The organism is Paenibacillus abyssi (genome assembly GCF_014640295.1).
GTDB lineage: Bacteria > Bacillota > Bacilli > Paenibacillales > Paenibacillaceae > Paenibacillus_D > Paenibacillus_D abyssi.
Genome location: NZ_BMGR01000010.1, coordinates 1 through 13,002 on the forward strand (window position 1 = coordinate 1; position 13,002 = coordinate 13,002).

Consider the following 13,002-nt stretch of genomic DNA (forward strand, 5'->3'; position numbering starts at 1 on the left):
AAATTCATTTCTTTTCTTTCGTTTGTCCCAGCCGTTTCGCGACCGGAATTAGAATATACCATATTACCGAATAACTTTGCAAGTGTTATTTTTAAACTTTTTTCTTCGCGTTCATATAACACTGCATACTAGCTAATCGTATCGACCGCTGTTCAGCGGCGAAAATAAATTTATCATAGAATTGCACTGCTTCGCAAGTGTTTATTTCTTCCTCTATTACCATCTCTACCATTCAATTCTGCCTAAGTCTCCCTTGATCAGTAATGAGGGCTCACCTTCGGCTGCGCCATTAATTATGCTAGAGCAAACTTTTGTGAATCCAGATCGCGGCTTGTGAACCGTCTCCCATCGCAATGGCAACCTGCTCGGAATGAGCCGTTACATCACCGGCTGCCCAAACATGCTGAACATTAGTCATTTTCGTACGGGGATCAACCTCAATGTGCCTGTTCGCAAGAATTCTCACTCCCAGTTGCTCAGCTAAGGACGTGTTGACCGTATTGCCGCCAAACGCCAGAAAAGCGTGCGAAAAAGGGATAAATCCCCGATCCTGCAGCTCAACACCAAGAAATTGATCGCCTTCGACAATCGTCCGGCTAATGGGTGCTTCGATATAAGATATTCCGCTTTCCCTTAACTGAAGCAGCTTGTCAGGGACAATACCGGTCTGTTCATGGTTGATATAAACGATATCACTTGTCCAAAATGTTAGCTCAAGCGCCATTTCTGCCCCTGTTTTACCCGATCCGATCACAACGGTCCGTTTGTTCTTCACCTCATAGCCATCGCAATCCGGACAAATAAAGACCGAAATGCCTAAGCAAGGCTTAAGCTCGGAAAATCCCGGAATCCGATCGGTAACACCTGTAGCGATAAGCAATCGCTTGGCATGGAATCCTCCCTCCTCGTTTGTATGCAGGACGAAACTCTGTTCCATCCGCCTTGCTTGATCCACCTTGGCTTTGATAAAAGTTACGCCTAACCGCTGCGCATGCACTCTTCCTGACTCACGGAGCTGTTGTCCGCTGATCCCCTCAGGCCATCCAAGCAAATTATTGTATGCCCGGCATAACGTTGACCGGCCGTCAGCAGCATCCAACACAAGGGTACGGTGCTGATATCTCCCGAGTTGAATAGCGGCCTGCAAACCGGCTATACCGCCACCAACGATTATGCAATCATATTGATGATTCAACGATTAACCACACCTCCCCTGAACCATCCTGTTCCCTTTATTATCCCGATTAGAGAACACTTTAAACAGAATAACCGGACTAGCTTATCTTACAGCAAAGTTCGGTTATAATTGACTGTATAGAAATCATTATCTATTTGAAAGGAAACTGACCTTGAACCGAATACTGGTTGTCTTTACCGGAGGAACGATTGGAAGTAAAAAACAGAATAATAAAATTGACGTTGACCATTCGATCTCTTTTGAATTATTGGAACGTTATACCCAATCCAAAAAAGCTCGATCGGTGCAGTTCGATACGATGCAGCCCTTTAATCTGCTAAGCGAAAACTTGATTCCTGATGATTGGGCTGTCCTGTTCAAAGCTATAAGCAAATTTGACTTATCGGATTATGACGGGCTGATTATTACCCATGGCACAGATACCCTGCCTTATACAGCCGCTGCGCTCAGTTACATCTATCACGCATGCCCGGTACCGATTCTCCTGATTGCCAGCAATTATCCATTGAACGATGCCAGGAGCAAAGGCCTTAATAATTTTATCCACGCCGTAAATTTTATTCTTGGGACTAAACTGCCGGGCGTATATGTCAGTTTTGAAAACCGCAAAGGCGAAGCTTTGATTCATCTGGGTACCCGCCTGCAGCAGTCGGCCCCTTTTACCGACGAGTATGAGAGTGCCTATTCTGTACCGTTAGGATATATGAATGATGAGCTGTTTATCCGGGTGGAGCATCCGGTTAATCCTACGATGGAGGAAATTCGTGAACCTCGCTCCAGACATATTGCCCTTAAAACGCCGATCTTCTCGAATGAGATCCTTTATCTAAAGCCTTATCCGGGCTTGAATTACAATTACTTACCGTTTGCCGGCGCTAAACCAAAGGCAGTGCTTCATGATTTATACCATTCGGGCACAGCAAGCACTAGAGCAGTAAATGGAGAAATTCGATACTCAATTGTGGATTTCATCGAAACCTGCACCAAGCAGGACGTAGATATCTATCTTTGTCCAATGAAAAACGAAGGTGAAGATTTCTATGTAACCTCAGTTCATATGATTCAGGCCGGAGCCCATCCGCTTGCCGGGATAACTGTTGAAGCAGCGCTCGTTAAAGTGATGCTTGCCTACGGCTCGCTGCAGACGAAGCAGGAAATCACAGACTTTTTGAATTCTACTTCCTTGTTTTTTGAAAAGATGGGTTCAGCTTAAGACATAAGTCATTCATAAATTTTGCCGTCTAAGGGAGTGAAGTGTGTGAACAGAGAACTTTCCATTGAACAGCTCGGATCCGAGATCATCCGGTTGATCGAAAAAAATCGAACGTCTGAAGTGGTATTGATCATTGAAGAGCTTCAGCCCTATGACATCGCCACGTTGTTTGAGCTGCTGCCCGGGGAGCACAGACCTGCGTTTTTGGATCTGCTGGATATCATAACGTTAACCGATATGGTAGAAGAGCTGGACAGCGAAGAACAATATGACGTATTTTCTCTCATTGGAACTCAGCGGACGACCGAGGTCATGGACAGAATGGACAATGACGACTTGGCCAGCTTTCTTGGATCACTAACCAATGAAGAAAAAGATGCATTCTTGTCCTCGATGGATTTGCTCGAATCCACCGCAGTACGGCAGCTAATGAATTATCCTCCGGAAACCGCAGGACGGATAATGAATAACCGTTATGTTTGGATTCCACAGCATTATACTGTGAGGGAAGCCATTGATAAAATCCGTGATTTCGCAGACATATCCGAAGCGATTAGTTATCTCTATGTCATCGACGAGGACAAGAGGCTTCTTGGCGTCGTCTCTTACCGCGACTTAATATTAGCCAAGCTGGATGACAGGATACACCAGATCATGTATACGCGGGTCATTTCCGTTACCGTTGATATGGACCAGGAGAAGGTTGCGGACGTTATACGTAATTATGACTTCTTGGCTGTGCCTGTTGTAGATGAAAACAATAAGCTGACGGGTATTATCACCGTCGATGACATCATCGATATTGTGATTGATGAAGCAAATGAAGATATTGAAAAGTTATCCGGCAACGGCCGGGATATCGACTTTGATACGAAACCGACCGTAGCCGCTTTCCGCAGATTGCCATGGCTGGTGGCCCTGTTGTTCATTGGAATGATATCGGGAACGATTATTAGCCGTTTCGAGGACACGATCAATCAAATTGTCGCATTAGCCTTTTTCATGCCGATGATCGCTGGAATGACAGGAAACACGGGTACGCAGTCATTGGCGGTTGTTGTCCGCGGACTGATCAGCAAGGAATTGAAGGGCAAGGATGTTCTGCGCCTTGTAAGGCGTGAGCTGTTCGTCGGAGTAATTATAGGTTTAATATGCGGCGTGTTAGTCACCCTGCTCGCATACTTCTGGCAAGGAAATCTCATGCTCGGATTTGTGGTAGGATTGTCACTCGTTGTTACCTTGATTATCGGGACCATTGCCGGCACGGTTATCCCACTGCTGTTAAACAAGCTAAAAGTAGACCCCGCCGTTGCTTCCGGACCATTGATTACAACGCTTAACGATGTGCTCTCGTTATTTATTTATTTCGGGCTCGCCACTTTATTTATTTCATATTTGATTTGAGTACATACAAAATAAACGCCAACCTCGTTCTTGAACGAATTGGCGTTTATTTTATGTCCTCTTATATCACGGCTTTGCTTCTCTAACTTGAACGGCTGTTTCCGAAACCGCTCTCTTCTTGCCACGCGGTTTGTTGCCGAACAATATCCATGAGAATTTTATTTTTGTGACAACAGTCACCACAATCCATGATACTATCAACGCTGTTAAGAAGCCACCAGCAACCCACAGGTGGAATACGATCCCTTCCTTCGCAGGCTGGTAAAACCGGTAAAAGCGCAATACGATCGGATGGAATAAATAAATTCCAAAGGATACGGATGCTAAATGCAGCATCGCTCTAACGATCAATTTCGGTGCATGGCGGTAAATGACAAACGCAAGCTGAAATAATATAATCGCTGAAAGAAAGGTATGGAAGTTCCAGTAAGACTCATAATATAAATTTTGCCTCCAAGTACCATTAGCCCGCGTCTCATACCACAAGCTCACATATAAAAACGCTGCAACGATCCAAAGTCCCCAGAGCGAGATCCATACGACACCTTTAAGCGACAACATGTTTTCTTTGCGGATAATAATCCAATCCTTGATCTTCTCGAAGTAAATGCCCAAGAAAACACCAAGGAAGAAATACGCCATATAAGAGAAGGAAATGCTTCCCTTTTGTACAATTTGAAAGTAGTCCCTGTTCAAGAAAATAAATCCCCATTGAAGCGCAAATCCTAGCAGTACTGCATATCGTCTAGCCCATCCTGCTTTTTGAAAGAAATATAGCAAGAAAGGGAACATCAGATAAAACTGAATACTGATAAAGACGAAATATAAATGATCATGCGCATCACCCCACATGAGCTGGTCCAGAAAACGATTTAACGTGTACGATTTAGCATCGACTAACATGGAGGAGTAATTCTTTAATGTAAAATAGATCCCTGAAAACATCACATAAGGTACGAGAATGTATAACAATCTGTTTTTATAAAAACGGATAATCGTTTCTTTGGAAAAAGGTCTATGGTAGTAGTTATAAAATAATACAAAGCTGCTCAAAAAAATAAACGTTGGCGTGCCGAATTTAAAGAAAATGTTCAAAAAATTATAAAACGGCAGATATGGAGTGCCTATCGTCTGTCCGACCGCGGATGACGTTGAATGAACCATCAGTACCCCGACGATCGCCAGCGCCCTGACCAGATTTACTTCATTTAGATGCTCCGACTTTGACATGAATATTTACTCCTCCAAGGCGATTGCTTAATGATTATTTACTAACATATAATACCATTCAAGTTAATTTTGCAAGACAATTAATACCAGCTCTATCCATTTTCATGCGAAAACCAGCCAAAATACAGCTAAAATTGATTCAAACCACTATGCTCAGCGATGATTTGGAGCAGATTCGCATGGATTGGAAAAACAAACTGCATCGTACCCAGCTTGAACATTCCGCTGCGATTATGCATCACTGCAGATCTCACATGCAGCCGATAAGGATTGGCGCTAGTCGAGGTACTGGCGAACTCAGTAATTTCCCCCCGCCGATTTTCAATCGCAAACTTCTTCTTCCCGCGAATCTCGAAGGGCACAATGCTTATCAAATCCTCAAATTTAATATGATAATTGATGTGCGGCTTGTGGAAAATTAGTTCCTTGGTGGAGACGGTTACGCCATAATCGTAATTTTTGTGCGAGAGCTTCAATTCTCCATCCAATGACTTAGGTTGTATGAAATCACGGTTCATGACGATCACTTCTCCTTTCCTTGTTAATAACAGCATATCATAAAACCCGCAGAAGTATCGACTCTGCGGGTTTAGATAGGTATACATTATTAAAGGGCTGCTGCCTTTGTTCAATCTTTATTCTTGAAGAACACATGCTGCGCTGTTAAAGTATCGCCTATAATCTCGATGATTCCATAAGAATATTGGGACTGCCTGCGTTTGTCGGTTGGGGAACCCGGATTGAACAAAAGTTTCCCCTTCACCTCGCGTGCCACCGGAATATGAGAGTGGCCGAATATGATCACATCCAACGGCTGCCCCTTGAAAGCTTCCATGGCACGCTGCTCCGTCGTGCCGCGTCCACCACCATGGCCATGAACAACACCGATACGCTTACCGGCGAATTGGATAACCTGCACATAACCAAACCGCTTCACAATTGCATTGCCGTCATTATTTCCAGCCACGCCTTCGACCGGAGCTAACTGGACCAGTTCATCGTAAACGGATAAATCGCACCAATCCCCGGCATGGATAATCAGGTCTGCATTGCGAAAGTCATGGACTAGCTGCCGCGGCAGCTGTTTTGCCATTTTAGGCATATGCGTGTCTGAAAGCACACCGATCCTCATGAGCATTCCTCTCCCTATTCTTGAATGGAATGAGCAATATGTTCAAACAACAAATTTTTCGATAAGATCGCATTGTTCTTGCCATCAACCGCTTTGCGAACCACGACGACCAATTGGAATTCAGGAATGACAAATAAATACTGCCCGCCATAGCCTAGAGCGAAATAAAAGTCAGTCCATCCGTTATATTCTGCTGTCGAATTCCACCAATGATAGCCATAATTCCCGTAGATCGGCGGTTTGTAATTCGAAAGGCCTTTGTTGGCTGCTTCCGTTGATTCCCTAATCCAGTTCTTCGAGATTAACTGCTCCTCATTCCATTTTCCTTGCTGGAGATACAACTGGCCGAGCTTCGCCAGGTCGCGAGCCATCATATGCATGCCTGCTCCACCCTCGCTTATGCCGGACGCGTGATTCCATTTCACTTTGTGGAAGCCAAGCTTGTCAAACAATCGTTCCTGGCCAAATTGAAAAGCACTTTTTCCTGTTAGCTTCGTCACGATCGAGGATAACAGGTGAGAGCAGCCGGAATTGTATGTGTATACTTCACCCGGCTCATGTGCAAGCGGCTGCTTCGTAATAAATCCGATCCAATCCTTCGTCTTCCTCATGTTGAAGTAAGGTTTATCGAATTCGGGCCATTCAAAACCAGGTGTCATCGTCAGCAGATGCCGGACCGTAATTTTATTTTTATTAACGTCATTCGCGCCAAACCCTTCGAAGAAGTCTGATATCGGCTGATCCAACTGCAGCAAGCCTTCATCCACTACAATTCCGACTATTGCGGACAGAACACTCTTCGTGCAGGAGAACACAGCGCCTAATCGGTCGATATCCCGGTCATGCCATTTCCATATCAACGCTCCATTTCGGACCACCACAACGTCTTTAATCTTCCATTCCACTAATACGTCCATCATTCGACGGAGACGTTCAGAATCCATCCCATGTGCTTCGGGTAAACTAGAATATAATGCTTCGTCTTTTTCCGGTAATATTTCCACGATCGCTTGGCTCCTTACACACGCTCTCCAGTCTATTACTCCCATCATAATGCTTCCATCATATGAAAAACAACCCTGCCGGGAACGGGCTATTCGGACTGAGGTGACAGCAGTCTATAGTTTTCCGCCGTTATGGCCTCACTATTCCAGCCTGCTCAAGTCAAACAAGCCCAGGAAAAAGCTCCCGGGCTTCAAGCTGTCAACCAGATTAAATGATATTACTCCCCGCTTCCTCCACTGGCCTCTCTAGGAGGATCGTTCCAGATCACTTCATCCCCGTAATATTTGCCCCAGTCATACATCATTCTTAAGACAGGCATCAGGCTTTCTCCATACTTCGTTAAAGAATACTCCACCTTAGGCGGGACAACCGGATAAACCTTGCGGTCAATCAGCTGGTCCTCTTCCAATTCACGAAGCTGGTTCGTGAGCATTTTTTGCGTAATATGAGGTATTCGCTTTTTCAATTCACTGAACCGTTTTGTTCCTTCTAATCCCAGGTGCCACAAAATGATAAGCTTCCATTTTCCACCAATTACAGCAAGAGTAAGCTCTTTCTCGCAATTGATTTCTTTCAAGCTGATCCGCTCTTTTAATTCATTAGCCATCCAATCAACCTCCCACTGCCATGATTATACTATGAACCGGCGCCGAGAAAAACATCGTATATAAAAAGCCCACACTGCAAAACAGTGTGGACTCAGACCGTCGATAAAGCCCTTAATATGATGAGTTAGAACAAATAGGGGTCAGATGCATCCAGCCTACTCAAGATTAGCGTGCAGGCCGTACATCGAGCCGGAATCAAGGCCCTTCTTTTCCATAAGCTTCAGGATCACGGCATCAAAGAAAATAAGTAGCGTCTGCTCATACAAAGATGCCATCGGCTGGATCGTTGCATAATCGCCTTCCGTTTTATCCTTTGGCGAGCCCGGTAATTTGATAATGATATTGGACAGCTTGCCGATCGTTGACTCAGGAAAAATCGTTACAGCTGCTACTGCACCTTTTAAGCTTGCCGCTTTTTCAGCCATGGATACCAGGCCTTTTGTCTCGCCGGAACCAGATGCGATAATCAGAAGATCTCCTTCACCCATTCCCGGTGTAGCTGTTTCACCGACGACATAGGACTGCATGCCAAGCTGCATTAACCGCATGGAGAAAGCTCGGATCATTAATCCTGATCGGCCAGCGCCGGCGACAAAGATTTTCTTTGCCTGAAAGATTTGCTTAACCAGCGCTTCAGCCTCTTCCTCCGCAATGAAGTCCAAGGAGCGTATTAACTCATTTATGATTTCATTTGCATATCGGGTCGTTTGCATCGTATCGATTACCCTTGTGAAATCAGTTTTTTCATTTCAGCGGCTGCCGCTTGTTTGTCGCTTTGGCCTGTAATGCCGCCGCCAACAATAACAAGGTCCGGCTGCTCTTTAATAACTTCAGGAAGCGTGCTTAATTTGATGCCGCCAGCGATCGCTGTTTTTGCATTTTTTACAACACGTTTGATGATTGCAAGCTCTTCAAAAGAGTTTTTTCCTGCTGCTTGCAGGTCATAACCTGTGTGAACGCAGATGTAATCGACACCCAGAGCATCGAGTTCTTTTGCGCGCTGCTCAATGTCTTTTACGTTGATCATATCGACCAGGATGCTTTTTCCTTGCTTCTTCGCTTCTTCAACAGCACCGATAATCGTTGCATCGTCAGTAGCACCCAGAACAGTGATAATGTCAGCGCCCGCTTCGGAAGCTTTCATAATCTCGTATCCGCCTGCATCCATAATTTTCAGATCCGCCAACACTTCCAGGGAAGGGAAAGCTTCTTTCATTTCTTTAACGGCTCTTAAGCCTTCGTTGATGATGACAGGTGTGCCGATCTCGACGATATCGATATACTCCTGTACTTCTTTAACGACTTCGATTCCCTCAGGTATGTTTACAAGATCCAGTGCTAGTTGTAATTTCATAATTGTTTGTTCCTCCTAAGTTGTATTTTTATCACTCCTTCATTTTAGGGGCTAACTATCCAAAAAGGAAGTAGGCACAATATTGTGATGTAGTTACCTAAAGGATACTATGGAAGAATATCATCGATTTTACACTCTTACAAGCGCTCGCCTTGCCTCGCGGTCCTCTTCCTTCAATCGAGGACAAGAATAGCAGTACTGGCCGCCCTCTGTTTTGTAATAAAGACAGCAAGCATTTTTCATCCGCATCTGCCTGCCTGGTTCGTTGAGGCTTTCAATCCAGCGGATTTTCACTTCAAACGGATTTTTCTTGCACCCGAACACTGCGGCAGCAAGGTCTTCTCTCAGATAACGATAGTCCGCTTCAAGTCGACTTTTAGGCGCTGCATTCTCAAGCTCAGACATCCATATTTCCATATAATAGTTAAATCGGGTCGGCAACTGTCCCCACAGCATTTTAACATCAACGCCAGCACATCGTGCAAACACTTGAAATAACGGACTCACCGAATCATGATAATATGTAGTCAACCTTTGCTCACGCCACTTCAGGCGTTCTTCAGAATCTCGGGGTGCAAATTCCACGGTATCGTTAATTAATTTGAACGCCAGGCGAAAATATTCACCTGCACGATGTAGTTGTACAATTACATTTTCACAAGAAAGATCAAACATCGCATCCCATACAGACAGCGAATATTGCAAGCTTGCTGCAGCTGCACCTAAGTACCCGGCAAAGTATGCGGCAGCGGCATCCAAATCCGTTGTTTTGATTAGTGGGGCATACACAGCCAGGAATTGCTGTGCGTTCTCCTCCTCCAGAAGTGAAGCCATCGACATTGCGAAAATAATCTCTTCCCGGTCAGATCTGACTATATTGAATTTCTCTTCCAAATAAAGAAAATCGAACGTCGCCACCGATCTCTCCCCTTCGTTTACCCAAATCGGCAATATTATTGAGAATAATTTTCATTATATCGCGATCTAAAAAATAACACAAAAAAATATTCACCAGATTGATTAATTCTTCCCAGCCTGTCAAATAACAAACGCTATGGCGACAAACCGCAGGACATAATTCCATACAAAGGGCTGATTCAACATCCCAAATCGGTTCAACGCCAAAAGAAAGGCCAGTATAGAAGCCGAAAGGATACCCCATACTAAGATAACCAAAGAAAATCGCCAATCACGGCAGTTGGATTAACTGCACTACGATGGCGATTCCCTTGGTTGATTTCTATTTCAACTTAAGTCTCTAGGCCTTTTCACGATCGTTATTGCGGCCTCGCAAGCCAGTTAGCCCTAATAGTCCGAGCAATCCAAGCCATCCCCAATCCATTCCATCCCGATCGGCAGCGGCAGTGGCGCGATAGCGTTGGTTCAACGCAGTTGCACCATCCGTTGAATTCATGCTGTAATTGCGATAATTACCGTCTGTCGTTACACGATTGTAGCCATAGGCACGCGCGTCACCGCGTGTCGGTGTACGATCCATTGTCGATCCGTACGTGATATTATTACTTCTGCTTGTGTTGCTTCTGTAATAAGAAGCTCCGTTCATCCCCATTTTTGAGTCATTGTTGTCATTCTTCATGTTGTCCGCAAATGCCGGTACCGCCAAGATCAACATGAGAGAAGCAACGAGCAAAAAGCTGATTGAGATCCGTTTCATGTTAGCGTCTCATTCCTTTCTCTGTTGTTGAGTAACGAAAGCGCAAGCTCTGGATTCATTTGCTCTTTTCGACCTCGTCATTGTTTTTCCCGGGGACCATACAACTAATACATGGTTAAAGCTAGGTGGTAACCGGACACAAAAAAACCCGTTCACAACAACGGGTTTCGTTAATTATCGGATATTCGAATGCTTCCTCCCCATCGCCTGCCTGAATAATCTCGATCGGCAAGTGGCTAGATTATGGGCTTCAGTTCGATTTCCTTTTACTTTTCATCCAAGCTGATTTTTGCCGCTTCTATGAGCGAGTCAAACAATTCGTCATCTTCCTCGATAAGCTCCTCCATCTTGAAGATCTCCTCTTCGCTGCCTGAGGCATTCAAAAAATGAAGGCCGTAGCTCCACTCTTTGCCTTTTTTGCTCTGGAGCGTAATCTCATAATCATCCCGATGGTTTTCCGCCCGGAATTGCACTTGCCCTACATATCCATCCTCTTTTGTATACGACATCGTCGCGTGTAGTATGGTGATTTTCATTGTCTTACCCTCCATTTATATTATGCTATGGATTATGAGTTAAGCTGATTCAGAAGCTCCCGTAATTCCACCACTTGATTAATGGTAGCAATAATGCCTGTCTCTTGCAAAAGGGACAGATCATAGATGCCGTTCTTGATATCAGCAATATAGTCCGTGATCCCTGTATGCAGTTGATTGTTGTATGTCATGATTTGATTATGAATGTCCTGGGCGTATTGCGGTACCACAAGTTCATTAAATAATACAATCTCTGCTTTCATCGCTTCAAGCTCAGATAACAGCTTCTGTCTTGCTTCACTGCTTGTCACAGCCTCCTCCGCCATAACCGGAAGCTCTTCAGCGAACTGGTTGGCCGTGTTCATATATTCGGTTGCATTGTTTACATAAGCTAATGAATCATTGATTCGGTCAAATAAAGAACATCCCGTTAATACAAAAATGAACAACGTCACGAGTGCGATATTCCATTTTCTCATTCATTCCTTCCTCCTTCGCTGCGCAGCACGATGAGTCTGTCATCAACATCCGATGCCTGGCCGCGACCATCCGTATTATTCGTCAGCACATAGATGTCCCCCTGGTATACCTTGACATCCCGCAGCCTGCCTTCATTCTCCAGCAGCACTTCATATCCGTTCATATCGGAATGGAACCGTACAAGCTTCTGGCCTCTTAAGCCCGCAACCAGCAGTTCATTGTCCGCAGTTAACGCCATGCCTGACGGAGCTAACGTATCGCTCCCTGTATGATACAACGGTGCAACCATTCCCTGCTTCGTGTCATCTCCGATAATTGCCGGCCACCCGTAATTTAATCCAGGTTCGATCAAATTGATCTCATCATGGCCTCCTGGATTGCCGGAGGGCCCGTGCTCTGAGCTGAACAAGCGCCTATCCGAATCCCAGGCGAGGCCCTGCGGATTGCGGTGTCCCCATGAGTAAATATAGGAATCATCAAACGGATTCTCTTCAGGAATCGAACCATCCAGATTCAATCGAAGAATCTTGCCTGCCAAGCTGGCTTGATCTTGGGAAAGTGCTTCAATGCGCGCATCTCCTGTTGTCGCATACAAAAGACCGTCCGGCCCGATCGCAAGCCGCCCGCCATTATGGACGCTGGATCCGGGTATTTGTTCGAGCAGCGGGTTCACTTCGTTCCATTCACTCCCGCTGTACTGCAGGGCTACAATGCGATTGAGTATTGTACCGTTGTCCATATAGGTGTAATACGCATAGGCCTGTCTGGTTACAGCAAAATCAGGGTCAAGCACAAAGCCCATAAAACCGCCCTCGCCCTGCTGATGAACCGGTATGGACAATTGAACGGCTTCTCGTGAAATCTCACCGTCTTCTACCTTTACAATTGCACCGTCTCGTTCACTGATAAAAATGGTATCATCGTCAAAATCGATCGACCAGGGCGCTTGTAAATGCGCAGCTGCAACTTCATAAGCCGACGATAGCTCACTCGCCTCGTCTTCGACGTTGACCGGTGGATTCGTATTTGTCTCCTGATTCACCGGCTGATGGTTCATATCCGTTTCCTCATTTTCTCCCATGCACGCAGATAGGAGCAAAGCGAGTAACAATGAGATTCCGATTATTGCTGTCCATTGTCGTTTCATACCTATCACCCCTCAACACT

At 45.1% G+C, this 13,002-nt stretch carries 15 protein-coding genes; 2 read left to right on the forward strand and 13 right to left on the reverse strand.

The genetic code is table 11. The annotated features are described in order from the left end of the window. Positions 1-298 precede the first annotated feature (298 nt). On the reverse strand, positions 299-1,195 hold the full coding sequence (locus tag IEW11_RS15170; protein WP_188531918.1) for an NAD(P)/FAD-dependent oxidoreductase: 897 nt from the start codon (positions 1,193-1,195) through the stop codon (positions 299-301). Between the two features lie 154 nt (positions 1,196-1,349). On the opposite strand from IEW11_RS15170, the gene IEW11_RS15175 reads away from it, so the two are divergent. Together IEW11_RS15175 and mgtE are read left to right on the forward strand one after the other, a co-directional pair. Beyond that, the gene (locus IEW11_RS15175) at positions 1,350-2,411 is read left to right on the forward strand and encodes an asparaginase (RefSeq protein WP_188531919.1); all 1,062 of its coding nucleotides are present in this window, start codon (positions 1,350-1,352) and stop codon (positions 2,409-2,411) included. A 45-nt stretch (positions 2,412-2,456) separates the two neighbouring features. Next, positions 2,457-3,815 carry a magnesium transporter gene (mgtE, locus tag IEW11_RS15180; RefSeq protein ID WP_188531920.1) on the forward strand — a complete coding sequence of 453 codons (1,359 nt, stop codon included), beginning with the start codon at positions 2,457-2,459 and terminating at the stop codon, positions 3,813-3,815. Positions 3,816-3,881: 66 nt separating this feature from the next. Here mgtE and IEW11_RS15185 read toward each other — a convergent pair whose 3' ends face one another. From IEW11_RS15185 to IEW11_RS15240, 12 genes are all read right to left on the reverse strand, one after another. Beyond that, a complete protein-coding gene (locus tag IEW11_RS15185) occupies positions 3,882-5,045 on the reverse strand; it encodes an acyltransferase (protein WP_188531921.1) in 1,164 nt (387 codons plus the stop codon). 128 nt (positions 5,046-5,173) lie between these two features. Continuing rightward, positions 5,174-5,563, reverse strand: coding sequence for a hypothetical protein (locus tag IEW11_RS15190; protein ID WP_188531922.1), 390 nt, complete (start codon positions 5,561-5,563; stop codon positions 5,174-5,176). Positions 5,564-5,673: 110 nt separating this feature from the next. Beyond that, positions 5,674-6,177 carry a metallophosphoesterase family protein gene (locus tag IEW11_RS15195; RefSeq protein WP_188531923.1) on the reverse strand — a complete coding sequence of 168 codons (504 nt, stop codon included), beginning with the start codon at positions 6,175-6,177 and terminating at the stop codon, positions 5,674-5,676. Between the two features lie 14 nt (positions 6,178-6,191). Continuing rightward, positions 6,192-7,181: a serine hydrolase domain-containing protein gene (locus IEW11_RS15200; protein WP_188531924.1), complete on the reverse strand. Its 990-nt coding sequence runs from the start codon at positions 7,179-7,181 to the stop codon at positions 6,192-6,194. A gap of 218 nt (positions 7,182-7,399) precedes the next feature. Beyond that, positions 7,400-7,789, reverse strand: a complete 390-nt coding sequence (locus tag IEW11_RS15205) for a winged helix-turn-helix transcriptional regulator (protein ID WP_188531925.1) — start codon at positions 7,787-7,789, stop codon at positions 7,400-7,402. Positions 7,790-7,945: 156 nt separating this feature from the next. Continuing rightward, entirely contained in the window at positions 7,946-8,503 is a 558-nt protein-coding gene (hxlB, locus tag IEW11_RS15210) for a 6-phospho-3-hexuloisomerase (protein WP_188531926.1), read from the reverse strand. Positions 8,504-8,511: 8 nt separating this feature from the next. Next, positions 8,512-9,144 (reverse strand): 3-hexulose-6-phosphate synthase, encoded by a 633-nt coding sequence (gene hxlA, locus IEW11_RS15215; RefSeq protein ID WP_188531927.1) that lies wholly within the window; start codon positions 9,142-9,144, stop codon positions 8,512-8,514. 129 nt (positions 9,145-9,273) lie between these two features. Beyond that, entirely contained in the window at positions 9,274-10,062 is a 789-nt protein-coding gene (locus IEW11_RS15220) for an IucA/IucC family C-terminal-domain containing protein (RefSeq protein ID WP_188531928.1), read from the reverse strand. 340 nt (positions 10,063-10,402) lie between these two features. Beyond that, positions 10,403-10,819: a WGxxGxxG family protein gene (locus IEW11_RS15225; protein WP_188531929.1), complete on the reverse strand. Its 417-nt coding sequence runs from the start codon at positions 10,817-10,819 to the stop codon at positions 10,403-10,405. Positions 10,820-11,085: 266 nt separating this feature from the next. Then, positions 11,086-11,355 (reverse strand): hypothetical protein, encoded by a 270-nt coding sequence (locus tag IEW11_RS15230; RefSeq protein WP_188531930.1) that lies wholly within the window; start codon positions 11,353-11,355, stop codon positions 11,086-11,088. A 32-nt stretch (positions 11,356-11,387) separates the two neighbouring features. Continuing rightward, the gene (locus IEW11_RS15235) at positions 11,388-11,834 is read right to left on the reverse strand and encodes a DUF6376 family protein (RefSeq protein ID WP_188531931.1); all 447 of its coding nucleotides are present in this window, start codon (positions 11,832-11,834) and stop codon (positions 11,388-11,390) included. Next, positions 11,831-12,982, reverse strand: a complete 1,152-nt coding sequence (locus tag IEW11_RS15240; protein ID WP_188531932.1) for a PQQ-dependent sugar dehydrogenase — start codon at positions 12,980-12,982, stop codon at positions 11,831-11,833. Before IEW11_RS15240 ends, IEW11_RS15235 begins: the two co-directional genes overlap by 4 nt. Between the last annotated feature and the right edge of the window lie 20 nt (positions 12,983-13,002).